Origin of the sequence: Methylobacterium sp. C25 (assembly GCF_021352225.1) — a bacterium.
Taxonomy (GTDB): domain Bacteria; phylum Pseudomonadota; class Alphaproteobacteria; order Rhizobiales; family Beijerinckiaceae; genus Methylobacterium.
This window is the reverse complement of sequence record NZ_JAAUVI010000002.1, coordinates 117,523-140,562: the sequence shown is the minus strand read 5'-3', so window position 1 is coordinate 140,562 and position 23,040 is coordinate 117,523. Positions and strand designations below refer to the sequence as shown.

Annotated in this window: 27 protein-coding genes; 14 read left to right on the top strand and 13 right to left on the bottom strand. The window is 67.7% G+C overall.

Features of this window, described 5'->3' with window-relative positions; genetic code table 11:
- Window positions 1-86 precede the first annotated feature (86 nt).
- Genes HCU64_RS06970 through HCU64_RS06960 form a run of 3 tightly spaced genes read left to right on the top strand, consistent with a single transcriptional unit; the run spans window position 87 to window position 2,119 of the window.
- Entirely contained in the window at window positions 87-884 is a 798-nt protein-coding gene (locus HCU64_RS06970; RefSeq protein ID WP_233383112.1) for a phytanoyl-CoA dioxygenase family protein, read from the top strand.
- Window positions 881-1,621, top strand: coding sequence for a class I SAM-dependent methyltransferase (locus HCU64_RS06965; RefSeq protein ID WP_233383111.1), 741 nt, complete (start codon window positions 881-883; stop codon window positions 1,619-1,621). Before HCU64_RS06970 ends, HCU64_RS06965 begins: the two co-directional genes overlap by 4 nt.
- Before the next feature lie 24 nt (window positions 1,622-1,645).
- Window positions 1,646-2,119 carry a GNAT family N-acetyltransferase gene (locus HCU64_RS06960; protein WP_233383110.1) on the top strand — a complete coding sequence of 158 codons (474 nt, stop codon included), beginning with the start codon at window positions 1,646-1,648 and terminating at the stop codon, window positions 2,117-2,119.
- A 22-nt stretch (window positions 2,120-2,141) separates the two neighbouring features.
- Here the strand turns inward: HCU64_RS06960 and HCU64_RS06955 are convergent, their stop codons facing one another.
- The 3 genes from HCU64_RS06955 to HCU64_RS06945 all read right to left on the bottom strand — a co-directional run bounded on the left by HCU64_RS06955 (window position 2,142) and on the right by HCU64_RS06945 (window position 4,241).
- Window positions 2,142-2,990: a molybdopterin-binding protein gene (locus tag HCU64_RS06955; RefSeq protein WP_233383109.1), complete on the bottom strand. Its 849-nt coding sequence runs from the start codon at window positions 2,988-2,990 to the stop codon at window positions 2,142-2,144.
- On the bottom strand, window positions 2,987-3,859 hold the full coding sequence (locus HCU64_RS06950) for a cytochrome b/b6 domain-containing protein (protein WP_233383108.1): 873 nt from the start codon (window positions 3,857-3,859) through the stop codon (window positions 2,987-2,989). The genes HCU64_RS06955 and HCU64_RS06950 overlap by 4 nt, the downstream gene beginning before the upstream one ends.
- Before the next feature lie 91 nt (window positions 3,860-3,950).
- A complete protein-coding gene (locus HCU64_RS06945; RefSeq protein ID WP_233383107.1) occupies window positions 3,951-4,241 on the bottom strand; it encodes a hypothetical protein in 291 nt (96 codons plus the stop codon).
- A gap of 234 nt (window positions 4,242-4,475) precedes the next feature.
- Between HCU64_RS06945 and HCU64_RS06940 the strand changes: the two genes are divergently transcribed.
- From HCU64_RS06940 to dprA, 4 genes are read left to right on the top strand one after another with little or no spacing between them, the layout of a single operon-like run.
- Window positions 4,476-5,426 (top strand): aspartate carbamoyltransferase catalytic subunit, encoded by a 951-nt coding sequence (locus tag HCU64_RS06940; RefSeq protein WP_233383106.1) that lies wholly within the window; start codon window positions 4,476-4,478, stop codon window positions 5,424-5,426.
- 5 nt (window positions 5,427-5,431) lie between these two features.
- Entirely contained in the window at window positions 5,432-6,742 is a 1,311-nt protein-coding gene (locus HCU64_RS06935; protein ID WP_233383105.1) for a dihydroorotase, read from the top strand.
- Window positions 6,742-7,341 (top strand): glycerol-3-phosphate 1-O-acyltransferase PlsY, encoded by a 600-nt coding sequence (gene plsY, locus HCU64_RS06930; RefSeq protein ID WP_233383104.1) that lies wholly within the window; start codon window positions 6,742-6,744, stop codon window positions 7,339-7,341. Before HCU64_RS06935 ends, plsY begins: the two co-directional genes overlap by 1 nt.
- A gap of 31 nt (window positions 7,342-7,372) precedes the next feature.
- A complete protein-coding gene (dprA, locus tag HCU64_RS06925) occupies window positions 7,373-8,557 on the top strand; it encodes a DNA-processing protein DprA (RefSeq protein WP_233383103.1) in 1,185 nt (394 codons plus the stop codon).
- A 7-nt stretch (window positions 8,558-8,564) separates the two neighbouring features.
- Here the strand turns inward: dprA and HCU64_RS06920 are convergent, their stop codons facing one another.
- Window positions 8,565-9,242 carry a gamma-glutamylcyclotransferase gene (locus HCU64_RS06920; RefSeq protein ID WP_233383102.1) on the bottom strand — a complete coding sequence of 226 codons (678 nt, stop codon included), beginning with the start codon at window positions 9,240-9,242 and terminating at the stop codon, window positions 8,565-8,567.
- A gap of 171 nt (window positions 9,243-9,413) precedes the next feature.
- Between HCU64_RS06920 and HCU64_RS06915 the strand changes: the two genes are divergently transcribed.
- Entirely contained in the window at window positions 9,414-10,085 is a 672-nt protein-coding gene (locus HCU64_RS06915; protein ID WP_233383101.1) for a DJ-1/PfpI family protein, read from the top strand.
- Here the strand turns inward: HCU64_RS06915 and ruvX are convergent.
- Both ruvX and HCU64_RS06905 read right to left on the bottom strand, forming a co-directional pair.
- A complete protein-coding gene (gene ruvX / locus HCU64_RS06910; RefSeq protein WP_233383100.1) occupies window positions 10,075-10,572 on the bottom strand; it encodes a Holliday junction resolvase RuvX in 498 nt (165 codons plus the stop codon). The two genes, HCU64_RS06915 and ruvX, sit on opposite strands and share 11 nt — an antisense overlap.
- Window positions 10,569-11,171, bottom strand: coding sequence for an SMI1/KNR4 family protein (locus tag HCU64_RS06905; RefSeq protein WP_233383099.1), 603 nt, complete (start codon window positions 11,169-11,171; stop codon window positions 10,569-10,571). Before HCU64_RS06905 ends, ruvX begins: the two co-directional genes overlap by 4 nt.
- A gap of 489 nt (window positions 11,172-11,660) precedes the next feature.
- On the opposite strand from HCU64_RS06905, the gene gatC reads away from it, so the two are divergent.
- The 3 genes from gatC (at window position 11,661) to HCU64_RS06890 (ending at window position 13,826) form a co-directional block, all read left to right on the top strand.
- Entirely contained in the window at window positions 11,661-11,948 is a 288-nt protein-coding gene (gatC, locus tag HCU64_RS06900) for an Asp-tRNA(Asn)/Glu-tRNA(Gln) amidotransferase subunit GatC (protein WP_233383098.1), read from the top strand.
- An 85-nt stretch (window positions 11,949-12,033) separates the two neighbouring features.
- Complete coding sequence (gene gatA, locus HCU64_RS06895; RefSeq protein WP_233383097.1) at window positions 12,034-13,515, top strand: Asp-tRNA(Asn)/Glu-tRNA(Gln) amidotransferase subunit GatA; 1,482 nt, start codon at window positions 12,034-12,036, stop codon at window positions 13,513-13,515.
- A 50-nt stretch (window positions 13,516-13,565) separates the two neighbouring features.
- Window positions 13,566-13,826 (top strand): hypothetical protein, encoded by a 261-nt coding sequence (locus HCU64_RS06890; protein ID WP_233383652.1) that lies wholly within the window; start codon window positions 13,566-13,568, stop codon window positions 13,824-13,826.
- A gap of 30 nt (window positions 13,827-13,856) precedes the next feature.
- Here HCU64_RS06890 and HCU64_RS06885 read toward each other — a convergent pair whose 3' ends face one another.
- The 3 genes from HCU64_RS06885 to HCU64_RS06875 are packed head-to-tail and all read right to left on the bottom strand — an operon-like array spanning window position 13,857 to window position 15,532.
- Window positions 13,857-14,465: a nucleotidyltransferase family protein gene (locus HCU64_RS06885; protein ID WP_233383096.1), complete on the bottom strand. Its 609-nt coding sequence runs from the start codon at window positions 14,463-14,465 to the stop codon at window positions 13,857-13,859.
- Complete coding sequence (locus tag HCU64_RS06880; protein ID WP_233383095.1) at window positions 14,458-15,198, bottom strand: XdhC family protein; 741 nt, start codon at window positions 15,196-15,198, stop codon at window positions 14,458-14,460. The genes HCU64_RS06885 and HCU64_RS06880 overlap by 8 nt, the downstream gene beginning before the upstream one ends.
- A 10-nt stretch (window positions 15,199-15,208) precedes the next feature.
- Window positions 15,209-15,532, bottom strand: coding sequence for an XdhC family protein (locus tag HCU64_RS06875; protein WP_233383651.1), 324 nt, complete (start codon window positions 15,530-15,532; stop codon window positions 15,209-15,211).
- A gap of 176 nt (window positions 15,533-15,708) precedes the next feature.
- On the opposite strand from HCU64_RS06875, the gene HCU64_RS06870 reads away from it, so the two are divergent.
- From HCU64_RS06870 to HCU64_RS06860, 3 genes are all read left to right on the top strand, one after another.
- Complete coding sequence (locus HCU64_RS06870; RefSeq protein WP_233383094.1) at window positions 15,709-16,845, top strand: branched-chain amino acid ABC transporter substrate-binding protein; 1,137 nt, start codon at window positions 15,709-15,711, stop codon at window positions 16,843-16,845.
- Between the two features lie 215 nt (window positions 16,846-17,060).
- Window positions 17,061-17,336, top strand: a complete 276-nt coding sequence (gene infA, locus HCU64_RS06865; RefSeq protein ID WP_147081632.1) for a translation initiation factor IF-1 — start codon at window positions 17,061-17,063, stop codon at window positions 17,334-17,336.
- Between the two features lie 150 nt (window positions 17,337-17,486).
- Window positions 17,487-19,295, top strand: coding sequence for a pyrroloquinoline quinone-dependent dehydrogenase (locus tag HCU64_RS06860; protein WP_233383093.1), 1,809 nt, complete (start codon window positions 17,487-17,489; stop codon window positions 19,293-19,295).
- Window positions 19,296-19,367: 72 nt separating this feature from the next.
- Here HCU64_RS06860 and HCU64_RS06855 read toward each other — a convergent pair whose 3' ends face one another.
- The 4 genes from HCU64_RS06855 to HCU64_RS06840 form a co-directional block, all read right to left on the bottom strand.
- A complete protein-coding gene (locus HCU64_RS06855) occupies window positions 19,368-19,541 on the bottom strand; it encodes a hypothetical protein (protein WP_233383092.1) in 174 nt (57 codons plus the stop codon).
- Window positions 19,542-19,649: 108 nt separating this feature from the next.
- Window positions 19,650-21,905, bottom strand: coding sequence for a DNA topoisomerase IV subunit A (parC, locus tag HCU64_RS06850; protein ID WP_233383091.1), 2,256 nt, complete (start codon window positions 21,903-21,905; stop codon window positions 19,650-19,652).
- Window positions 21,906-21,948: 43 nt separating this feature from the next.
- A complete protein-coding gene (gene recO, locus HCU64_RS06845) occupies window positions 21,949-22,674 on the bottom strand; it encodes a DNA repair protein RecO (RefSeq protein WP_233383090.1) in 726 nt (241 codons plus the stop codon).
- A gap of 48 nt (window positions 22,675-22,722) precedes the next feature.
- A complete protein-coding gene (locus tag HCU64_RS06840; protein WP_233383089.1) occupies window positions 22,723-22,869 on the bottom strand; it encodes a hypothetical protein in 147 nt (48 codons plus the stop codon).
- Window positions 22,870-23,040: the final 171 nt, after the last annotated feature.

Sequence of the window (23,040 nt, the reverse complement as noted above, 5' to 3'; positions counted from 1 at the left end):
ACCAAATCTTAACCATGTTGGGCGGCTCTAATGCCATCCGACGATGGCGGCGAGGTGCCGGTCGTTCGATCTGACAGGAAGCAGTCATGGCCGACGCAGTCCCGCGCGACGTCGATTGGTTCGACGAGCAGATGCGGCGAAAGGGCTGGGTCCTCTTCGAAAGCGTCATTCCCGGCGAACAGCTCGTAGCGATCCGCGAGGCGGTGCTCGGCACGGTTGCCGATTGCGGGCGCCGGCAGGTCGAGGGCGGCGCGACCACCGCGCCCGACGGGACCGCGCATCACTCGGTCGGCCAGTACCCGGCGCTCGATGGCTTCATCGAGAACGGATGGCTCGAGGAGATGGTGTCCCATTACTTCGGTGGGGCGGCCTTCATCCTGCACGCCTTCAATCCGGCGAGCGTCAGCCCCGCTGCCAAGAGCTACCTCCATCGCATCCATCGCGACGTGCGCACCTTCGGCGGCGACTTCCGCTTCATGCTGAACCTGCTGGTGATGGTCGATCCCTTCACCACCGAGAACGGCGCGACGCATGTCCTGTCCGGATCGCATCGCTCATCGACACCGCCGGCCGACGACGTCTTCTGGGCGGAGTCCGAGCGTCTGGTCGGCCCGGCGGGCAGCATCGTGCTGTTCGACTCGAACCTGTGGCATGCGGCCGGGAGCAACCACACGGACCGCACGCGCACCGCGCTGACGCTGAGCTACAGCCGCGCCTTCGTGAAGCAGCAGATGGACTATCCGCGCTTCCTCGGATCGGAGTTCGGGGCGAAGGCGTCGCCGAGGCTGCGCCAGCTGCTCGGCTACAACGCGATGGTGCCGACCTCCTACGAGGAATTCTACCAGCCGGCCGCGCACCGGCTCTATCAGGCGAACCAGGGATGACCCTCGCGCGCGACTACGACCGGGAAGCCGCTCAGGTCGGCGACCGGCGCTACAACTACGATTTCGACGCCATCACCCGTCGCTACATGATGCGCGCCTTCACGCCCTTCATGTTGCCGGGCCGTGCGCTCGAACTCGGCTGCTACATGGGCGAGTCGACCGAGTGGCTGATGGGCTCCTACGCGGACCTGACGGTCGTCGAAGCGGCGCCGAGCCTCGTGGAAGCCGCCCGCGCGCGCCTCGGCGACGGTCCGCGCTTCATCTGCTCGACCTTCGAGGAACTCACCCTCGAAGAGGAATTCGACACGATCTTCCTGATCAACACGCTCGAGCACCTCGACGACCCGGTGCTGGTCCTTCGAAAGATCCGGCGCTGGCTCTCGCCCAAGGGGCGGCTGTTCATCCTGGTCCCGAATGCCAATGCGCCCTCGCGGCAGATCGCCGTGAAGATGGGCCTGATCACCCACAACAGCGCCGTCACGCCAGCCGAGGCCGCCAATGGCCACTGCAATACCTTCTCGTTCGACACGCTCGAACAGGCGACGCGCGATGCAGGCTTCACGGTGTTCCAGCGCGGCGGCCTGATCTTCAAGGCGCTGGCGAACTATCAATTCGATGCGGCGCTCGCCGCGGGCATCATTACGGACGCCTATGTCGAAGGCTGCTATCAGCTGGGGACCCAATACCCCGACCTGACCGCGAGCATCTACGTGGTCTGCGAGAGAGGCGCCGAGTAGCGGGCCTGCCGAGGTGGCCGCGCGATGAGCGAGTACGTCCTGACGCGCAACCGGTCCCGAACCGGCGATGTCAGCCGGCATCTCGCCGCCTGCGACGGCACCTTTCGAACCCCGCTCAGCACCCGCGTGTCCATCGAAGACTACGCGGCCCGGCTGGTTGATCGGGCGGAACGGGCAGAGGCCTGGTCCGGAGCCGACCTGATCGGCCTCGCGGCTCTCTACTGCAACGCCGAGGATCGGCAGACCGCGTTTCTGTCCAATCTCAGCGTGGTCCCGGCATGGACAAAAAAGGGCATCGGTCGCCGCCTGTTGATCGAGGCGCTGGAGCATGCGCGAGCCTCCGGCTTCGCGCGGCTGGCCCTGTCGGTAGCGCCCGACGCACACGCGGTCGGGCTTTACCGGTCGGTCGGGTTTCGCGACGGCGATCGAGGTAGTGACGGCATCGAGCTGCTTCTGGATCTGCGCACGCCGCCGTCCGAGCGCCTTCCGCAGCCGTGATGCGCGAGGGCGGACGGCGCGCTCAAATCCCGGCGTACCACTCGTAGCCGTTATCCTCCCAGTAGCCGCCATTGCCCTGGCCGACATGGGCGAGGGTGTCGGCCACCTCGATCCGCATGATGTACTTGGCTTGCTTGTAGCCGAGCTGGCGCTCGACGCGCAGGCGCAACGGCGCGCCGTTGGAGACCGGCAGCGGCTTGCCGTTCATGTCGTAGGCAAGGATCGTCTGCGGGTGGAAGGCGTCCGTCAGGTCGATGCTCTCGTAGTAGCGGATCGGCTTTCCGGCAGGCGCGGCACCGTCGGAGGCATTGGCATCGCCGTCGGCCGCGGCTTCGTCTGCCGGGGCGTACTCCATCGTGTCGGCACAGTGGAAGACGATGTAGCGCGCCTGCGGCTTGAGCTTCGCCTTGTTCAGCACCTCGGCAAGGGGCACGCCGCTCCACTTGCCAATGGCGCTCCAGCCCTCGACGCAGTCGTGCCGCGTGATCTGGGTGCGGGCCGCCATCTTGCGCAGCTCCTCCAGGGACAGATCGAGCGGGGTCTCGACGAGGCCGTCGACACGAAGCGTGTAGGCCGAGAAGTTCTTCGCGGCCAACGCCTTGTAGGGCGTGTCCTCCGGGTCGATCGTGCCGTTCGGCTTGAACCATTTGGAGATGTCGGCCTCGGAGAACTCGCGGGCGAGTGAGGTCGGCTTCAGCAGGAGGCGCTGGACGTAGAGGTTGGCGTCCTCTCCGGCCTTCAGGGTGCGGGTGCCCCAGGCGCTGTCGGCGATCTTGTCGCAGCCGCCTAGGGAGGCCGTTCCGAACAGGCCGGCCACGCCGGCCAGGAAGCCGCGGCGGTGGGGGGAGGGGATCGAGAGACGACGGGTCATCGGGCGATCTCCCCTTCGCGGCGCGTCTCGTTTTCGATCGTGTACCAGCCGGTCACCATTGAGCGCATGTTGTTCCAGAGGCCGGAGACGATCACCAGGAGCACGTGCACGATCACGAAGAGCACGAGCAGGTTCACCGTGATGAAGTGGAGCGTGCGCGCGGATTGGCGGCCGCCCAGCACGTCGAGGATGAAGGGGAAGGCCGCGTTCACGCCCGGCGACATACCGAGCCCGGTGAAAAGCATCATCGGCAGCAGCACGAGCACGACCACGAGATAGGTGAGCTTCTGCAGCACGTTGTAGCGCCGCGCCTCCTCGCCCTTGGGGAAACGCAACAGGATGTGCTCGCGGATCGAGGCGCCGAAATGCCGGATCTGGTCGCCATCGGGGATGACCCGGCGCCGAAGCTGGCCGCTGCCGATGCCGTATAGCAGATAGATCAGGCCGTTGATGACGAAGGCCCAAGCGAACAGGAAGTGCCAGCGGCGCCCCTGCGCGAGATTCTGGTTGGCCGGCAGCGTGATCCAGGCGGGGAAAGCACGCGCTGCGGCTTCGCCCTGGTAGGTCGAGAGGCCGAGCCAGCCGGTGGTGTCGAAGGTATGGCCCCCGATCTGCACGATGCCGCGGGAGGCGCCGCTGTCGGTCTGGTCGTCGGTGATGGCCAATGCCGGCGTATCGAAGGTCGACTTCGAGCCCCAGTAGAGCGCTGGGTGGGCGTTGAAGATCTGCAGGCCGCTCATCAGCAGCACGGCGAGGCAGACCACGTTGATCCAGTGGGCCACCCGGATCACGAGCGGATGCCGGAACGTCCATTGCCGCCTGGGCGGGTCGACGATGGCGGGCGGGGCAGGCGTCGAAGTGGCGGCCACGGCTGTCTCGTTCAGTTGCCGAGAGGAAGACCGCCCGCCCGGTCGGACCGGACGGGCGGACATATCTTCTACGTCTGAACGGACGGGAAAGTTACATCCCGTCGTCGGCGCCGCCGGCGGCACCCGGCGCGCCCTGCTCCATGCCCGAGCCCTGATTCATGCGCTGATTGGAGCGCATCTTCTGGCTCTTCATGGACTTCTTCATCTTCTTCTTAGGGGCGGCGCGCTTCATCGGGCGCTGCGCCTGGCCCATGTCGTCGCCCATCTGGCCCTGTTCCATGCCGGGCTGACCCTGCGGCTGCATGCCCTGCGCCATCGCGACCGAGGACAAGCCGAGGCCGAGCGAAAGGGCGCTGGCGGTGGCGAGAAGTCGAATGTTCATACTGTACCTTTCCGGTTTCGCGGGGCTGCAAACGGCGCGTTGAAGCGTCGCGTGAAGTGACCCGCCGGACACCGGCTCAGATGGGCTTAGCCGCCAATCCTTCAACTTTTTTTTCGACCCACGGGCTTTTCAAAGAGAAAAACCTTTGCAGCTCAGGACGATGGAGAAGCGATTTTCTGTCGGGCCGATCGCCTTGCTGCCCTGGGCCGCGACGCCTATAGCCATCGCCTCAATATGACGCCCGCCGCATCCCCGCCGAGCTTTCCCCACCGCCACCTCCTCGGCATCGAGGGGCTGTCGCGCCCTGATATCGAGGGATTGCTCGATCAGGCCGAGGCGGCGGTCTCGCTGTCCCGGCAGGTCGAGAAGAAGCGCAACGTCCTGCGCGGGCGCACCCAGATCAACCTGTTCTTCGAGCCCTCGACCCGCACGCAATCCTCGTTCGAGCTCGCCGGGAAGCGACTCGGCGCGGACGTGATGAACATGTCGGTCGCCTCGTCCTCGGTGAAGAAGGGCGAGACGCTGATCGACACCGCGGCGACGCTCAACGCCATGCGGCCCGACATCATCGTCGTGCGTCACCACGCGGCCGGCGCCGTGCATCTGCTGGCTCGCAAGGTCGATTGCGCGGTGGTGAATGCGGGCGACGGCGCCCACGAGCACCCGACCCAGGCGCTCCTCGACGCGCTCACCATCCGCCGCAACAAGGGCCGGATCGAAGGCCTGACGGTCGCGATCTGCGGCGACGTCCTGCATTCGCGCGTCGCCCGCTCGAACATCATCCTGCTCCAGGCGCTCGGCGCCCGTGTGCGGGTGATCGGCCCCTCCAATCTGCTGCCGCCGGGCATCGAGCGCTTCGGCGTCGAGGTCTTCACGCAGATGCGCGAGGGTCTGAAGGACTGCGACATCGTCATGATGCTGCGCCTGCAGCGCGAGCGCATGCACGGCTCCTTCGTGCCCAGCGTGAAGGAGTACTTTCGCTATTACGGCCTCGACGCCGACAAGCTGTCGCTCGCGAAACCCGACGCCCTCGTCATGCATCCCGGCCCGATGAACCGCGGCGTCGAGATTTCTTCGGAGATCGCCGACGGCTCCCAATCGCTGATCCGGGAGCAGGTCGAGATGGGCGTGGCCGTGCGCATGGCCGTGCTCGAAGCCCTCGCGACGCACCTGCCGAACGAGTGACACGGATGGCCCAGCGTCCCGCTCTTCTCACCAGCGCCCGCCTGCTCGACCCCGCGACCGGTCGCGAGGCCCCCGGCTCTGTCCTCGTCGTCGACGGCCGCATCGCCGAGGTCGCCTGGGGTTCGACGCCCGGTGTGCCGGAGGAATGCGAGCGGATCGAATGCGGCCATTCTGTCCTCACCCCGGGCCTCGTCGATCTGCGCGCCTTCGTCGGGGAGCCCGGCGCCGAGCACCGGGAGACGCTGGCCTCGGCGAGCGCCGCGGCTGCGGCCGGCGGCGTGACGACACTCGTCTGCATGCCGGACACCAATCCGGTGATCGACGGCGCGCCGATCGTCGATTTCGTGCTGCGCCGGGCGCGCGACACGGCGAGCGTCAACGTGCTGCCCGCGGCCGCCATCACAAAGGGGCTGGCCGGCAAGGAAATGACCGAGTTCGGCCTTCTCCAGGAGGCCGGCGCCGTCGCCTTCACGGACGGGCTCAAGGCGGTGACGAACGCGCAGCTCATGCGCCGCGCCCTGACCTATGCCCGCGATTTCGGCGCGCTGCTGATGCAGCATGTCGAGGAGCCGGATCTCGTCGGCGACGGGGTGATGAACGAGGGCGAGATGGCCTCGCGGCTCGGCCTTCACGGCATCCCGCGCGAGGCCGAGACGGTGATGCTCGAGCGCGACATCCGCCTCGTGCGCCTCACCGGCGCGCGCTACCACGCGGCGATGATCTCCTGCGCCGACTCGGTGGACATCGTGCGCAGGGCCAAGCAGGACGGCCTGCCGGTGACCTGCGGCGTCTCGGTGAACAACCTCGTCCTGAACGAGGGCGACATCGGCCACTACCGGACCTTCTGCAAGCTCTCGCCGCCGCTGCGCAGCGAGGCCGACCGCCACGCGGTGATCGCGGCCCTGAACGAGGGCGTGATCGACGTCATCGTCTCGGATCACAACCCGCAGGATGTCGAGACCAAAAGGCTGCCCTTCGCCGAGGCCGCGGATGGGGCGCTCGGCATCGAGACCCTGCTCGGGGCAACCCTCCGCCTTGTCCATACCGGCGAGGTGCCGCTCGCGCGGGTCCTCGCGGCGCTCTCGGCAAACCCTGCCAGACTCCTGAACCGCGAGGCGGGGCAGCTAACACCTGGTGCGCCGGCGGACCTGGTTCTGATCGATACGGACGTGCCCTACGTGATCGACAAGCGACAGCTGAAGTCGCGCTCCAAGAACTCGCCATTCGACGAGGCCCGGCTGCAGGGCGCCGCCATGATGACCCTGGTCGGTGGCCGCATCGTCCACCGCTCCGACCTTTTCGCGGGTGCCGCCTGATGCCTGACACCGGCTGGCCGCTCCTCTTCGCCGGTCTCGTGTTCGGCTACGCCTGCGGCTCGATTCCCTTCGGCCTGATCCTCACGAAATTCGCCGGGCTCGGCGACGTGCGGGCCATCGGCTCGGGCAATATCGGCGCGACCAACGTGCTTCGCACCGGCCGGAAGGGCCTCGCCGCCGCGACGCTGCTGCTCGATGCCCTCAAGGGCACCGTGCCCGTGCTGATCGCCGGGCATTGGGGCGAGGGGGCGGCCTTGGCGGCTGCCCTCGGGGCCTTTCTCGGCCATCTCTTCCCAGTCTGGCTCGGCTTCAAGGGCGGGAAGGGCGTCGCGACCTTCCTCGGCGTTCTGCTCGCCCTCAGCCCGTTAGCGTTGCTCGCCTTCGCGGTGATCTGGCTCGGTCTCGCCTTCGCGTTGAAATACTCATCGCTCTCTGCGCTCGCCGCCTCGGCCGCGACGCCGCTGATCCTGTGGGCACTCGGACATCCGCAGGTTGCGCTGCTGTTCCTCGTGCTCGCCGCCCTGCTATGGTGGAAGCACACGCCCAACATCCGCCGACTGATCGCGGGGACCGAAGGGCGGATCGGGCAGAAGGGCTGAGTTCGCCGCCTCTCCCGGGAGGAGGGGCCGGATGCAGCTCACCGACGCGCAGCGCCTCGACTGGCTGCGCCTGATCCGCACCGACGGCGTCGGCCCCCGCACGTTCCGCAGGCTCATCAGCCGGTTCGGCGGCGCCGTTGGCGCGCTCGAGGCTCTCCCCGCGATCACCGGCCGCGCCGGCAAGCGGGTGACGCCGCCGTCGAAGGCCGAGATCGAGAAGGAGATGGCGGCGGCTACGCGGTTCGGCGTTCGCTTCATTGCCACCGGCGAGGACGCCTATCCGCGTAGCCTCCAGGCCACCGATGCAGCGCCGCCACTGATCGCCGTCCGCGGCAACCTCGAGGCCCTTGCCGGCCCGTCGCTGGCGATCGTTGGCTCACGCAACGCCTCGGCAGCCGGATTGACGCTGACGGACCGGTTGGCCCGCGGGCTCGGCGAAGCAGGCCTCGTCGTGGTTTCCGGACTCGCGCGCGGCATCGATGCCAGCGCGCACAAGGCTACGTTGGCCACCGGCACCGTGGCCGTGCTCGCTGGCGGCCACGATCGGATCTACCCGTCGAACCACGGACCGTTGGTCGAGAGAATCCTGGAAGAAGGAGGGGTGCTCGTCGCCGAGATGCCGATGGGCTGGGAGCCGCGCGGGCGCGATTTCCCCCGCCGCAACCGCATCATTTCAGGGCTGGGCCTCGGCACGCTGGTGGTCGAAGCCGCACGCCGCTCCGGATCGCTCATCACCGCGCGCTACGCGCTGGAGCAGGGCAGGGAGGTCTTCGCGGTGCCGGGTTCGCCGCTCGATCCACGCGCGGAGGGCACCAACGACCTGATCCGTCAGGGCGCGACGCTGGTGGCGGAGGTCGAGCATATCCTCACCGTTATCGCTCCGCTCGTCGAGCGCAGCGATCCGTTCAGCGAGGGACAGGCCTTCGGTCTTATGCACGCGGCCCTGGAAGAGCAGCCGGATTTCTGGGACGAGATCGATCTCGACGGAGCTGGCCTGCCGGCCGCAGCGCCCGACCTCGCTGCCGAGACCGCGCCGCCGCAGGAGGACAGCGCCCGCCTGCTTTCCTTCCTCAGCCCGACACCGATCGGCACCGACGAGCTGTCGCGTGCGGCCGGGCTGTCGGTCCGGATCGTCCAGACGGCGCTGCTGGAACTCGAACTCGACGGGCGCGTCGAGCGGCACGGCAACGGTGCGGTTTCGCTTGCCGCAGGCTGAGGGGGACTCAGCCGCGCAACCGATCGGCGACCAGCGCCTGCAGGCGCCATAGATGCGGATCGTGGATTCCGAGCTCGGCGCAGGCCGACACGGTGTGGAACAGGTATTCAGCGCTCGGCCCGAGATGCCCGCAGCCGGTCGCGATGATGTCGGCGATCGCCGCTTCGTCGAGACGTCCGGTATAGCGGTCGCTGGCGCGGTTCACGACGAAGGTCAGTGCCGTGACCGGCCCCTCATCCGTGACGACCTCGACCCAGCGCCCCTCGTAGCCGCGGCCCTTCATCTCGCGCCGCCAGACGGGCATCAGTGTCGCGTGGGGGTCGAGCCCGTCGAGGCGAAAGGCGACGCCGCGGCACGACCCGCCCGGTTCCAGCGCTAGCACCACGCCCGGCCACTCGGGCGAGCCACGGAAACGGCGCTGCAGCAGGCAGAACCGGCGGTGCCAACCGTGGACACGGCCGATCCTCTGCTCGGTCACCGCGAATTCCGGGCTCCACAGCAGTGAGCCATAGGCGAAGATCCAGACGGGGTCCGACGTAGCCGAGCGGGCGGTGAGCGCTCGGGCCAGTCCGGGCGCGAGTTCCGCATCCGTCATCACCTGGAGCGCCGTCTCGTCGTCGGCCACGGGATCGGGATGGGCACGGGCGATCAATTCGGCGGTGAGGACGAGGGATCGCGAGGCCATCCATCGATCCAGCACCCCGCAACGAAGCTGGCAAGGGTCGGCACGGCCCGGATCTCGGAGTGGACAGTCGCCTCAGGCGCATGGCTGCCGGGCGGAGGACGGGCGGGCCTGCGGCGAACGGATGGTCTATGCCTGCAACATCCTGCCATTTCGGAAGCGAAGACGACGCCCTTGACCCTCCAGATCGGCCTCCTGACGTTTCCCAAGGTCCAGCAGCTGGATCTCACCGGGCCCTATGAGGTCTTCGCCCTGCTGCCCGACGTCGAGGTGCACCTCGTCGCCAAGTCGCTCACTCCGGTGACGAGCTCGACCGGGATGGTGATCACGCCGACCGTGACCTTCGCGGACTGCCCGCAACTCGACGTGATCTGCGTGCCGGGCGGTTCCGGCATCAATCCGCTGCTTACCGACGAGACGACGCTCGATTTCATCCGCCGGCAGGCAGAGCATGCACGCTACGTCACCTCCGTCTGTACGGGCTCGCTGGTGCTTGGCGCGGCGGGCCTCCTGAAGAATCGCAAGGCGACGACGCATTGGGGCGCGCATGACCTGCTCGCCGCCCTCGGCGCGATCCCGACTCAGGGCCGTGTGGTCCAGGACGGCAACATCGTCACCGGCGGCGGGGTCACTGCGGGCATCGATTTCGCGCTCACGCTCATCGCAGAACTGGTCAATGACGACGCCGCGCGCGCGATCCAGCTTCATCTCGAATACGCGCCGGCGCCGCCCTTCGAATCCGGCACGCCGGAGCGCGCGCGTCCCGGCATCGTCGCCGCAGTGAAGGACAAGCTGGCGGCGAGCCGCCGCGAGCGCGAGGCTGTGATCGCGCGGATCACGCGCTAGCGGAATCCTCAGCGTCCAGCACCAGCGCTTCGCGCATCACATCGAGAAAACTCTGCAGGATGTAGGCGGCGGCGAGTTTGTCCACGAGCTCTCCGCGCCGGGCGCGTGAGGCGTCCGCCTCGATCAGCATCCGGTTCACCACGGCGCTCGACAGGCGCTCGTCCTGCAGAAAGACCGGCAGCGGCAGGATCGGCTTCAGGTTGCGCACGAAGCTGCGCGTCGACTGAACCCTCGGCCCCTCTGTCCCGTCCATGTTCAGCGGCAGGCCGATCACGAGGCCGCCGACGCGATGCTGCGCGCAGAGTTCCGAGAGCCGCGCCACGTCGGGCGTGAACTTCACGCGCCGGATCGTCTCCAGCGGCGAGGCGATCTGCCGGCCGATATCGGAGAGCGCCAGCCCGATCGTCTTCGTGCCGAGATCGAGCCCCATCAGCCGGGGCCCGCCGGACGATGCCCCGACGAAACCCGCGATTTCTTCCCGGTTCACGCCTCGAGCTCTCCGGCCGGAGCCTCGAGCGCGATCCGCGCGAGCGCCGCCTCGTCGTCGCCCTCGAACAGCGAGGGCAGGGGCGCGTCGGCCCCGCCGAGGATGTGGAGGATTTCCGCACCCTGGAGCCCCCGCACCAGCGCGAGCAGATCGGTTCCGCCGAAATGGATCGTCTCCAGATCGGCGTCGAGAGCCCAGATCTCGTACTCCTCCGCGCCGGGCGTCACGTCCCAGAACAGGAAGCTGCCGCCAGAGGTCTCGCCGAAGAACGCGGCACGCTCCATCAGGGCCGCATCGGCATCGCCCTCGATGGTGAAGCGGTGCGGCTCGTCACGGGTCAGGGGATTCTCGGACAGGCTGTCGATCGCCACCGCCACGCTGTGGGCAACAACATGGGCCCGCGTGACGATGTCGGCGGAGGGCACGGGCACCGGCGTGGCGATCCGGAGCTGACCGCCGATGCGGCCCGCCCCGCATTCCCGGGCGAAGGCTCGATAGGATGCGGGCAGCGCGAAGCCCAGTTCGGCCTCGGCCCGCGCGATGTCCGCCTCGGTCGAGAGAAGCCCCGGCGTGATTTCCGCGAAGACGCCCTGCCACATGATCGGCCTCCCGGAATGGCGCGGATTGAACCCCGGCTTACGTCTGCCGCCTCCGGGTTGTCCACCGGCCCGTTCACCATCCGCGAGAATTCAGATGGCGCCAAATGGATCAGGCACGGCTATATGGCATTAACGATCCATTAACCCTCCCGACCAGGGTCCTCGATGGCCGCATTCGACCGCCTCGCGTCTCCGACATCTCGGACCGATCTTCCGGCGCCCGCACGCAAGGGCACCTTGAAGCGGAAGCACGTGTTGATGCTGGCGCTTGCCATCGAGGTGCTGGCTGTCGGTATCAGCTACGCCGATCGGTATCAGCGGCGTGGGATCCTGGTCGAGCAGCCCGTAACGATCGGGCACGCGATCGTCTGACGGATGGTCTAACCGAGCGACCCTGCGCGGCGTTGCCCGCCCGCGAAACCCGATGCTATAGCCCCGCCGACCCGCGGCCTCTCGGCACGCGAATGGATTTGGCACGGCAAGGACGCGATGTCGGTCGACGAGAAAACGGTGCGGCGCATCGCGCATCTGGCGCGCATCGCGGTCGCGGATGAGGACGTGGCGCCGCTCCAGGGCGAGTTGAACGCCATCCTGGCCTTCGTCGAGCAGCTCAACGAGGTCGATGTCGAGGGCGTCCAGCCGATGACTTCTGTCACTCCGATGGTGATGAAGAAGCGCGTCGACACCGTCACCGAGGGCGGCCGCGCTGCCGACATCGTCGCGAACGCGCCCGAGACCGAGGACAACTACTTCCTGGTGCCGAAGGTCGTCGAGTAGCCGCACCTCGACGCGCAACATCCTTTCTTCCTCCTCGCACGGCGAGGAGCGCGCCCAGGCGATGGGCGGACCAGCTGGATCGGGAATGACGGCACTCAACGAACTCACCCTGGCCGATGCCCGCGACGGGCTGATCGCGAAGCGCTTCTCGGCGCGCGAGATCACGCAGGCTCACATCGATGCGCTGGAGAAGGCGAGGGTGCTCAACGCCTATCTCGTCGAGACGCCCGACCGTGCGCTGAAGATGGCCGAGGTCAGCGACGAGAAGATCGCCAAGGGCGAGGCCCGGAGCCTGGAAGGCCTGCCGCTCGGCATCAAGGACCTGTTCTGCACGCAGGGTGTCCACACCACGGCGGGCTCCAAGATCCTTGGCGGCTTCGAGCCCCATTACGAGTCCAATGTCTCGGCGCAGCTCTGGCGCGATGGGGCGGTGATGCTCGGCAAGCTGAACCTCGACGAGTTCGCCATGGGCTCGTCGAACGAGACCAGCGCCTATGGCGACGTGATCTCGCCCTGGCGTCGAAACGGCTCGGACACCAAGCTCGTCCCCGGTGGCTCTTCCGGCGGCTCCTCGGCCGCAGTTGCTGCGCATCTCTGCCTCGGCGCCACCGCCACGGATACCGGCGGCTCGATCCGCCAGCCCGCCGCCTTCACCGGCACGGTGGGCATCAAGCCGACCTACGGCCGCTGCTCGCGCTGGGGCATCGTCGCCTACGCCTCCTCGCTGGACCAGGCCGGCCCGATCGCCCGCACCACGCGCGACTGCGCGATCCTGCTCGGCTCCATGGCCGGCCACGATCCGCGCGACACCACCTCGGTGGATATGCCGGTGCCGGATTTCGAGGCCGCCGTCTCGTGGGGCGTGAAGGGCCTGACCATCGGCATCCCGAAGGAATACAGGGTCGACGGCATGTCGCCGGAGATCCTGAAGCTCTGGGACCAGGGCGCGGAATGGCTCAAGGCCGCCGGCGCGACGGTCAAGGAGATCTCGCTGCCGCACACGAAATACGCCCTGCCGGCCTACTACATCGTCGCCCCGGCCGAGGCCTCCTCGAACCTCGCCCGCTATGACGGCGTCCGCTACGGCCTGCGCGTGCCCGGCAAGGACATCGCCGGGATGTACGAGAACACCCGCGCCGCCGGCTTCGGCCGCGAGGTCCGCCGCCGCATCATGATCGGCACCTACGTGCTCTCGGCCGGCTATTACGACGCCTATTACGTGCGCGCCCAGCGCATCCGCACCCTGATCAAGCGCGACTTCGAAGAGGCCTATGCCTCGGGTGTCGACGCGATCCTGACCCCGGCAACGCCATCCGCCGCCTTCGGCATCGGCGAGAAGGGCTCGGCCGATCCGGTCGAGATGTATCTCAACGACGTGTTCACGGTGACGGTGAACATGGCCGGCCTGCCGGGTATCTCGGTTCCCGCCGGCCTCGACGCGCAGGGCCTGCCGCTGGGCCTGCAACTGATCGGGCGTCCCTTCGACGAGGAGACGCTCTTCGCCGCCTCGCAGGTCATCGAGGAATCGGCCGGGCGCGTGAGCCTGCCCAAGGCGTGGTGGGCGTGACCCCCGCCGAGCATCTCTCCGTCCCGGTCTATCCCGTCGCCGTCTGGATCATGGCGGCGTTCGATCCGGTCCTGATCGGCGTTTCCCTGTTCCTCGGATGGAAGGCGGACCAGTTCGGCAAGCTGTTCATCGCGGCCATCGCCGGACTCGCGGTATCGGTGCTGTTTTCCTGGATGGTCAGCGCCGTCGGCATTCCCTGGCCGGCGCCCATCAGTCACGATGGACCGACGTTCTTTCCGGTACGAACCGCGGCAGCGTTCGTCTGGGCCTCGGTGGGATACGGGGCCCACCGCATCATCAAGGAGCGCTGAACGGCCGCTTCCTCCGACGAGGAGGAGCGATCAACGAGAGGCGCGCGCGACTGAACTTGCCAGCGCCTCCGGCGTATCGACGTCGAACGCGACGCTCGCGTCCATAGCGATCTCCAATACGTCGGCGCGGCCTGCGAGAAGTGGCCCGGCGCCACGGTCGCCGGACACGGCCGCAAGCGCATCGGCAAGCCGATCGAGATCGAGCAATACGGGATTGCCGCGCCGGCCGCAGGTCACCGGCACGACGGCGCCGGGTCGTGGGTCGGCGAACCGGTAGGCTTCAGCAAGCGCATCGATATGGGCCGCGGAGATCCGCGGCATGTCCCCGAGCAGAACGATCGCAGCACTCGTATCGGCGGGCAGCGCTGCGAGCCCTGCACGCAGGGAGGTCGAGAGCCCGGCGGCGTGATCCGGATTGTCGACGAGATGCAGGTCGAGCCCGTCGAGGGCGGCAGCGACGGCAGTGGCATGAGCGCCGAGGACAACGACGACCGGCCTTGCCGACGAAGCCAGCGCCGCCTTCGCCACATGCCGCACAAGCGGCTCACCCTCCAGCAATGCCAGCAACTTCGGCGCTGGCCCGAACCGGGTGCCGCGACCAGCCGCGAGGATGACCGCGGCGATTGTCGGCTCAGGCATCGAGGCCGTGGCGCATGCAATCGGCGCGCTCGCCCTTCGTCTTTCCGCGGATGCGATCTCGCCGGAGCGTCGCGATCACGTCGGCGAGAATCGAGACTGCGATCTCGGCCGGCGTGATGGCGCCGATGTCCAGGCCAATCGGCCCATGGATGCGAGCCGTGGCCTCGGGGCCGAGCCCGGCCTCGTGCAGGCGATCGAGCCGGCGTGCATGCGATTTCCGTGAGCCCAAGGCACCGACGTAGAAGCACTCCGCCTTCAGCGCCGCGAGCAACGCGGGATCGTCGATCTTCGGATCGTGGGTCAGCGCGGCGAGCGCCGTGTAACGGTCGAGCGGCGCGAGGCGGCCAAAGGCATCGTCCGGCCATTCCGCCAGAAGGGCGACGTCGGGAAACCGCTCCGGCGTCGCGAAGGCCGTGCGCGGATCGATCACGGTGACGTCGAGTTCCAACGCGGCGGCCATCGGGCAGAGGGCCTGCGAAATGTGGACTGCGCCAACCACCAGCAGCCGCACCGGCGGCACCTGCACGGTCAGGAAGAGCGAACGCCCCTCTACCTCGACGATCCCACTCTTGCCGCTCAGCAGACGCTCCCGCAGCGTCTCGGCGAGCGGGTCGCCGTCAATGTCGATCTCACGCACCAGGCGCTGCGTCCCGTTTGCGGTGTCGGTGACGAGAATAGCCGGGCGGCGCGCGTCGCGCTCGGCGTTCAGGGCGGCGAGATGATCGAGCTTCATGGCGCCGGCCTCAGTCGATCCGCTCGACAAAGACGCGGATACGTCCGCCGCAGGACAGGCCGGCCCGCCAAGCCGTCTCGTCCGCAACGCCGAATTCCAGCACGCGGGAGCCTCCATTCTCGATGATGTCGAGGCTCTCAGCGATCACGTCACCCTCGACGCAGCCCCCCGAAACGGAACCGAGGAAGTTGCCGTCGCGCTCGATCACGAGATGGCTGCCGACCGGCCGGGGCGCCGAGCCCCATGTCTCGATCACCGTCGCCAATGCGACGCCGCGTCCCTCGCGGCGCCAGGCCTCGGCCTCGCGCAGGATGGTCTGGTCAGTGGCAAGCATCGTGTTGAGCTCCAGGGGCGCTGCCCCGGTCAGCGAGAGAAGGCGTCTCGTCAATGAGGTAGTCGCCGCGCTGTATTTCGCAATGCGGAATCGAAGCTGGCTTCCGGGCCGTGCCGCCCGGCGCTATCACGTTGACCCAACGGCCAGGGGATCCGGCGATCTGCGATGCGGCAGACATGACAGCGATCAGGCGGCTTCGCGCACTTGCAGCGGCGGCTCTGCTGGCTTGGCCCGCCGCAGCCTCGGCTGCGCCGGCGCCGATTCGGATCGGCCTTGCCGCGCCGCTCACGGGGCCGGATGCCGGCTTCGGCCAGGGCATGCAGGCCGGGGCCGAGCAGGCGGTTGCCGACATCAACCGCGGCGGCGGCGTCAACGGACAGAAGCTGCAGCTCGTCGTGCGTGACGATGCCGGCGATCCGAAACAGGCCGCCATCGTCGCCAAGAGCTTTGCAACGGATGGCGTAACGCTCGTCGTCGGCCATCTGAATTCCGGCGCCAGTGCGGCCGCCCTCGGCGTCTACGAGGATGCAGGGATCGTTGCCATCACGCCCGCCGCGGCCTGGACCTCTCTGACATCGCGCGGCGCGTGGAACGTGTTTCGCCTTTGCGGCAGCGATGCGCAGCAGGGTGCGCTCGCCGGTTCCTGGCTGGCGGAGCACTTCGCCGGGAAGCCCGTCGCCCTGATAAACGACAAGACCGCCTTCGGCCGCGGGCTCGCCGACGAGGCCACGCGGGCGCTGAAGGAGCGCGGCGGGCGCGAAGCACTGTTCGAAGGCATCAGCCGGGGCGACAAGGATTTTTCCGGCCTCGTCGCGCGGATGAAGGCCGCCAAGGTCGACGCTGTCTATTTCGGGGGAGGTTCCGCCGAGGCCGCATTGCTGGTGCGCGCAATGCGCGACGGCGGCTTCGCCGGCACTTTCATCGGCAGCGACGGCATTCTCGAAAAGGATTTCGCGCAGATTGCCGGCCCCGGCGCCGACGGGACGGTGATGACGCTGGCCCCCGAGCCCCGCAAATTGCCCGACGGCAAGGATCGCAAACCAGCCGCATCACGCCCACCCGAGGCGGAGGCCTTCGCGGCGCGCTCCTACGCGGCGGTCGAAGTGTTGAAAGGCGCGATCGAGGCGACGAAATCCGCCGATGCGCGTCGCGTCGCCGAATTCCTCCATTCCGGGCGTCCGCTGCGCACGCTCCTCGGCGACGTGGCTTTCGATGCCAGGGGTGACCTGAAAAATCCGCCCTACGGTCTCGTCGTCTGGCGCAAGACGCCGGATGGCCGGATCGACTACGCGGGGAACGAGCTTCCGCGCTGATCTCGCGGCATAATCCGGCCCTTGGCGGTCGATAAGTCGCCGCCTCAGGGTGTGGATAGGTTGCGCGCGAAGGGCGCGAAGACTAGATCACGCTTTCGCTCGTCCTGGCTGCGCCTCCGCGGATCGGACCCGCACGGTCGAGTGTTCTAGATTGCAGTGATGGTTTCGATGCAGCCGATGCGCCCGTGACGGCGATCCGGCCGGAGACAGGTTGAATGGCGAAAGAAGAATTGATGCAGTTCGACGGTCTCGTGATCGAGATCCTTCCGGACGCGCGCTACCGCGTGCAGCTCGACCAGGGACACGAGATCGTGGCCTACACGGCGGGCAAGATGAAGAAGAACCGCATCAAGACCCTGGCGGGCGACCGCGTGACCGTCGAGATGTCGCCCTACGACCTCGAGAAGGGCCGCCTCGTGTTCCGCCACAAGGACGAGCGCGCCTCGGGCCCACGTCCGCCGCAGCGCGGCCAGCAGTTCCGCCGCCGCTGAGCCGTACCACCACCGATCGGCCCGTCGCGGGCCGTGGTGGACCAAAGATAGAATTGACGCACGGCGGTCACCGCCGATGATCGCGCCCGAGCGGCGCGCTCTGGTCCGGATCGGGCAGGCGCTCCAAGCCGCAACAGGGAGAGCGCCTTCGTGCCACGCCTCGCCGACCGGCTCGCGAGTCTGTTCGCTGCCATCCTGCTTCTGACCTTGCCCGCCGTCGCTGCGCCCGTCGACGACGCGCGGCTCATCGGCGCCGACAAGGACTCGTCGGACTGGCTGCTGCCGGGCCGCGATTACGCCGATCGCCGGTTCTCGCCCCTCGACCAGATCAGCACGGACAACGTGAAGACGCTGGTTCCGAAGTGGATCTACCAGACCGGCACTGCGGCGACCTTCCAGACCACACCCCTCGTCGCCGATGGGGTAATGTACGTCACCGCCCCGTTCTCGCACGTCATGGCGGTCGATGCCCGGACCGGCCGGGAGATCTGGCGCTACGAGCACAAGCCTCGGACGAAGAAGCTCTGCTGCGGACCGGCCAATCGCGGCGCAGCACTCGGTTACGGCAAAGTCTTCGTCGCCACCGTCGATGCGCGCCTCGTTGCCCTGGACCAGGCGACCGGCAAGGTGGCGTGGGACATCCCGCTCGCCGATGCCTCCGAGCCTGATGGCCCGAGCGAGGACCGCAGCACGCTGACCGGCTCCGACCCGGCCCTCAAGGGCAAGGTCTCGGGCGCCACTGGCCTCGGTGCGAACTCCGCGCCGCTGGTCTTCGACGGCAAGGTGATCGTCGGCATCACCGGTGTCGGCTACGGCCTGCACCTCGACAGCGACAGGCCCGGAGCGCCGCTCGGCGCGGTCATCGGCGTCGCCGGACGCTACGGTCGCCCCGGTTTCCTTGCCGCCTTCGACGCGCAGACAGGCAAACTCGCCTGGCAATTCGATACGACCCGGCAGGACTGGGAAGGCAGCTTCGTCGAGACGACCGCTTACGGCACCCCGATGCACAGGGACGTCGCCGCCGAGAAGGCCGCCGTCTCCGAGCACAAGGATGCCTGGCGCTACGGCGGCGGCTCGATCTGGCACGCGCCAGCCCTCGACTCGCAGACTGGCTTGCTGTTCTTCGGGATTGGCAACCCGTCGCCGCAAGCGGCCGGCGAGAGCCGGCCGGGCGACAACCTCTACACCTCTTCCCTCGTCGCGCTGGATGCGAAGACCGGCAAGATCGTCTGGCACTACCAGCAGGTGCCGCATGACCTCTGGGGCTATGACGTCGCCAGCCCTCCCGCCCTGTTCGACCTCGACATCGGTGGCAAGTCGACGCCCGTCGTCGGGCAGGCCAGCAAGATCGGCTGGTACTTCGTCCACGATCGGGCAACGGGCAAGCTGCTCTTCAAGTCCGAGCCCTTCGTGCCGCAGACCAACCTCTTCCAGCAGCCGAGCCTGGAAGGCACCGTGATCGCGCCCGGAGTAGGCGGTGGCGTGAACTGGTCGCCGACCTCCGTCGATGCCGAGAAGGGTGTCGTCTATCTCGCCGCCATGCACTGGCCCTCGACCTATCGGGCGCAGGTGCTCCCGCCTGTCGATGGCAAACCGCCGGTCCACTATTTCAACATCGAGCCGGCAGCCTCGGGCCAGTACGGCCTGCTCTCCGCCATCGACCTGAAGGCGAACGGCAAGATCCTCTGGCAGCAGAAGACGCCGGACCCGCTCGTCGGCGGCGTGCTCGCCACCAAGGGCGGCCTCGTCTTCAACGGCGAGGGCAACGGCGATTTCGCAGCCTACGATGCGAAGAGCGGTGAGAAGCTGTGGCGCTTCAATTGTGGAGCCGGCGTGAACGCGCCGCCGATCTCGTTCGCCTTGGACGGGAAGCAATTCGTGGCCGTCGCCGCCGGCGGCAGCCAGATCTGGGGCTTCCGCCAGGGAGGCGCGGTGATCGTGTTCGGCCTGCCGGACTGATCCGGCCTCGGGCTCAAAGAGGACAGATTGATCCCGCCACTGCGAGCGCAGCGAAGCAATGACGAAGGACGATCAGGCGACGCAGGTCAGAACGATGTAGGGCCATTTCGGCTTACACGTATCGGCCTTGGCCGGGACTTCAGTGCGCGCCAATTCGCGCGGGCTCTTGGCTGCATGGGCCACCGGAACCGATACGGTTCCAGCCAGCACCAACCCGGCGACGATGACCTTCAAGCTCTTGTTCATGGCGCCCCTCCGCGGTTCGCGTCCTGCCATGAACGAAGGCTTAACCTTTAGCTCGACCGGGCCGCCGTGCTCGGTGGCACATGGGGCGGCCCTGCCGACGATCGGCGGCTATTTCCCGAAGCGCTCGAATTTCGGGAAGCTGCGCGTCATCAGCGTGCCGACCTCGGCGCGGTGGCCGAGCCACTTCTCCAACACCTGTGCGTTGGCGAGCCGCACCGCGCCGCCGACCTCGCGCCAGGGCAGACCCTCGGTGAGCGGGAACACGCAGCCATCCGTCAGCTCGCTCTGGCGACAGCGCTGCAGCCGCACGCCCTTGCCGCGGGCGAGTTCCGGCAGTTCGGAGATCGGGAAGACCAGCATCAGCTTCGCCGAGTTGCACACCGCAACGTGGGTTCCCTCGGCCGGGACGATGAACGCTGCCCTGGCGCCGTCGTCGAGGCCGAGAATGCCCTTGCCCTTGCGGGTGTTGGCGATCAGCGCGTCGGCCGGCGCGACGAAGCCGCGCCCATCCGTGCCGGCGATGAGCAGCTTGCTCTCCGGCTTGTAGGGCAGGGCGGCGACGATCTCGGTGCCGTCGTCGAGATCGACCATCAACCGGATCGGATCGCCGAAGCCGCGGCCGCCCGGCAGCTTCGAGGCTTCCAGCGTAAAGACCTTGCCGTTCGAGGCGAGCACCAGGACCTTGGCCGTCGTTTCGCTCGGGAAGGCGACCTTCAGCGCATCGTCGCCCTTGAAGGCCACGCCCGACAGGTCGGCGACATGGCCCTTCAGTGCGCGGATCCAGCCCTTTTGCGAGACGATCACCGTCACCGGCTCGCGCTCGACCATGGCGGCGGTGAAGTCGATGCCAGCGGTGTCGGGCGGGATTTCGAGCGTGGTGCGGCGCTTGCCGATCTTGGTGTCAGGCCCGAAGGTCTTCTTCACCGCGCGGATCTGCTTGGTGATGTCGGCCCATTGCAGCTTCTCGGATCCGAGAAGCTCGTCGATCCCCGCCTTCTCCTTGGTAAGGTCGTCGAACTCGCGCTTCAGCTCCATCTCTTCGAGCTTGCGCAAGCTGCGCAGGCGCGTGTCGAGGATGGCGTTGGCCTGGAGCTCGGTGAGTTCGAAGCGCTTCTGCAGCGCGGGCCTCGGCTCGTCTTCCTCACGGATGATGCGGATGACCTCGTCGAGATCGAGATAGACGATGAGCAGGCCGCCGAGGATTTCGAGGCGGCGGTCGATCTGACCGAGGCGGAAGGTCGAGCGGCGCTGCAGGACGACGCGGCGATGGTCGATCCATTCGCGCAGGCACTCGGCGAGCCCGATCACGCGCGGCACGAGGCCGCCGACGAGCACATTGAGGTTCAGCGGGATACGCGCTTCGAGCTCGGTGAGCCGGAATAGCGATTCCATCAACGTGACCGGGTCGACGCTGCGCGAGCGTGGCTCCAGCACCACGCGCACGTCCTCGGCCGATTCGTCACGCACGTCGGCGAGCAGCGGCAGCTTCTTCTCCTGGAGAAGCTCGGCCATCTTCTCGATGAGCCGGCTCTTCGGCACGCCGTAGGGGATCTCGGTGACGACGATGTTCCAGGTGCCGCGGCCGAGATCCTCTTTCATCCAGCGGGCGCGCACGCGGAAGCCGCCGCGGCCGGTGCGATAGGCTTCGCGGATCGATTCCGGGCTGTCGATGAGCACGCCGCCAGTCGGGAAATCCGGGCCCTGTACGAAGGTGCAGAGCTGCTCGGACGACGCCTCGCGGTTCTGGATCAGGTAGAGCGCGGCGTCGCACAATTCGGCGGCGTTGTGCGGCGGGATCGAGGTCGCCATGCCGACCGCGATGCCCTGCGAGCCGTTAGCCAGCAGGTTCGGGAAGGCCGCCGGCAGGACGACGGGCTCCTCCTTCTCGCCGTTGTAGGAGGCGCGGAAATCGACCGTGTCCTCGTCGATGCCGTCGAGCAGCAGGCGGGCGACCTCGGTGAGCCGGGCCTCGGTATAGCGGTAGGCCGCCGGCCCATCGCCGTCGATGTTTCCGAAATTGCCCTGGCCGTCGACCAGCGGATAGCGCTGCGCGAAATCCTGGCTGAGGCGCACCAGCGCGTCGTAGATCGCCTGGTCGCCGTGGGGGTGGAAGTCACCCATCACGTCGCCGACGATTTTTGCGCATTTCTTGAAGGCCGCGGTCGGATCGAGCCGCAGCAGGCGCATGCCGTAGAGGATGCGCCGATGCACCGGCTTCAGCCCGTCGCGGGCATCCGGCAGCGCCCGGTGCATGATCGTGGAGAGCGCATAGGCGTAGTAGCGGTCCTCCAGAGCCGACTTCAGCTCGACGCTCTGGATGCCATCGTTGCCATCACTGCTCGGCGGCTCGAAAGCCTCGCCCATCCTTCACCCCAGTCGATGTTTCACATAGAACATAACACGAACATCATACCTCGGTCTCGGTCCCGCTGGCGATGAATCGTGCCCGTTCCTCGGCGGGCTGCAGCCCACGTGGCTCCCAGATGTGCTGGGACAGGAAATAGCCGGTCAGGCGGAAGCCGTGAGCGATCTCCTCGTCACTCGGTACGCCGCTGCGGTCCCTTAGGAAAGCGGGAAGCTTGAGAAGACGGTCGCGATAGGGCTCGCCGGCCGAGGCGCTGACCGCGCGCCCGGTCTTGGGCGAGACGTAGATCAGCGCATCGTTCACGCCGGTGGCGGCGCAATTCGAGAGATCGAGGCCGAATCCCAGCTCGGTCAGCAGGGCCAACTCGAAGCGCACCATGAGGGCCGGCGCGATACTGCGATCGCCCAGATGCTCCACCAGCACTTGGGCCGCATCGTAGAGACCGAGATGCGGATCGCGCTCGGGCAGCAGCCGCAGCAGCGCACCGATATGACCAATACCGTAGAGCGCCAGCGCCGACCCCATCAGCCGCGAGGCGACGAGGCTCGCTGGCTCCACGGTGTAGGAGCCGAGCGACTCGTCGATCCGCGCCCGCCAGGTTGCGTGCAGCGTGTTGCCCGGCTGCAGCATCGGCTGCATCCGGCGCGAGCGGCCGCCATGCACGAGGCCGAGATGGCGCCCGTGCTCGGCGGTCATGAGTTCGAGGATGACACCCGTCTCGCCATGCTTGCGTAGGCCGAGCACCAGGCCGTCGTCGGACCATTGCATGACCGAGGATTAGGGCCGCCGGCCGGAAAAGCCGAGAGCCCCAAGGCCTCAGACGACGTGGCGTTTGAGCGCCACGGCGGCACGGCCCACTCCGACATGCTCGGCATCGGGATTGCGCAGTTCGCGCATGCCCGGAGCGCGACCGCCGAGCACGAATGCGAGCAGCGTGAGCACCAGAAGAACCTTGTACCGCATGACCTTGTTTCACTCGTCGAGGAGTGGCGGTCATAGGCTTGGCTTTATGGGGCGGACTTGCGCTGGCGCACATGGATCGCTGCAGCGCACCATTCGGCTGCGGAATGGTTTGCGGAAGGTTAAGCTGGGCGCGCGCCCGGCGACGGCCGACCACCGTAGTCGAGAGGCCAG

Coding starts and splice junctions, on each gene's coding strand:
- HCU64_RS06970 (WP_233383112.1), top strand. CDS start 87: ATGGCCGACGCAGTCCCGCGCGACGTCGATTGGTTCGACGAGCAGATG.
- HCU64_RS06965 (WP_233383111.1), top strand. CDS start 881: ATGACCCTCGCGCGCGACTACGACCGGGAAGCCGCTCAGGTCGGCGAC.
- HCU64_RS06960 (WP_233383110.1), top strand. CDS start 1,646: ATGAGCGAGTACGTCCTGACGCGCAACCGGTCCCGAACCGGCGATGTC.
- HCU64_RS06955 (WP_233383109.1), bottom strand. CDS start 2,990: ATGACCCGTCGTCTCTCGATCCCCTCCCCCCACCGCCGCGGCTTCCTG.
- HCU64_RS06945 (WP_233383107.1), bottom strand. CDS start 4,241: ATGAACATTCGACTTCTCGCCACCGCCAGCGCCCTTTCGCTCGGCCTC.
- HCU64_RS06940 (WP_233383106.1), top strand. CDS start 4,476: ATGACGCCCGCCGCATCCCCGCCGAGCTTTCCCCACCGCCACCTCCTC.
- HCU64_RS06935 (WP_233383105.1), top strand. CDS start 5,432: ATGGCCCAGCGTCCCGCTCTTCTCACCAGCGCCCGCCTGCTCGACCCC.
- plsY (WP_233383104.1), top strand. CDS start 6,742: ATGCCTGACACCGGCTGGCCGCTCCTCTTCGCCGGTCTCGTGTTCGGC.
- dprA (WP_233383103.1), top strand. CDS start 7,373: ATGCAGCTCACCGACGCGCAGCGCCTCGACTGGCTGCGCCTGATCCGC.
- HCU64_RS06920 (WP_233383102.1), bottom strand. CDS start 9,242: ATGGCCTCGCGATCCCTCGTCCTCACCGCCGAATTGATCGCCCGTGCC.
- HCU64_RS06905 (WP_233383099.1), bottom strand. CDS start 11,171: ATGTGGCAGGGCGTCTTCGCGGAAATCACGCCGGGGCTTCTCTCGACC.
- gatC (WP_233383098.1), top strand. CDS start 11,661: ATGTCGGTCGACGAGAAAACGGTGCGGCGCATCGCGCATCTGGCGCGC.
- gatA (WP_233383097.1), top strand. CDS start 12,034: ATGACGGCACTCAACGAACTCACCCTGGCCGATGCCCGCGACGGGCTG.
- HCU64_RS06890 (WP_233383652.1), top strand. CDS start 13,566: ATGGCGGCGTTCGATCCGGTCCTGATCGGCGTTTCCCTGTTCCTCGGA.
- HCU64_RS06885 (WP_233383096.1), bottom strand. CDS start 14,465: ATGCCTGAGCCGACAATCGCCGCGGTCATCCTCGCGGCTGGTCGCGGC.
- HCU64_RS06880 (WP_233383095.1), bottom strand. CDS start 15,198: ATGAAGCTCGATCATCTCGCCGCCCTGAACGCCGAGCGCGACGCGCGC.
- HCU64_RS06875 (WP_233383651.1), bottom strand. CDS start 15,532: ATGCTTGCCACTGACCAGACCATCCTGCGCGAGGCCGAGGCCTGGCGC.
- HCU64_RS06870 (WP_233383094.1), top strand. CDS start 15,709: ATGACAGCGATCAGGCGGCTTCGCGCACTTGCAGCGGCGGCTCTGCTG.
- infA (WP_147081632.1), top strand. CDS start 17,061: ATGGCGAAAGAAGAATTGATGCAGTTCGACGGTCTCGTGATCGAGATC.
- HCU64_RS06855 (WP_233383092.1), bottom strand. CDS start 19,541: ATGAACAAGAGCTTGAAGGTCATCGTCGCCGGGTTGGTGCTGGCTGGA.
- parC (WP_233383091.1), bottom strand. CDS start 21,905: ATGGGCGAGGCTTTCGAGCCGCCGAGCAGTGATGGCAACGATGGCATC.
- recO (WP_233383090.1), bottom strand. CDS start 22,674: ATGCAATGGTCCGACGACGGCCTGGTGCTCGGCCTACGCAAGCATGGC.
- HCU64_RS06840 (WP_233383089.1), bottom strand. CDS start 22,869: ATGCGGTACAAGGTTCTTCTGGTGCTCACGCTGCTCGCATTCGTGCTC.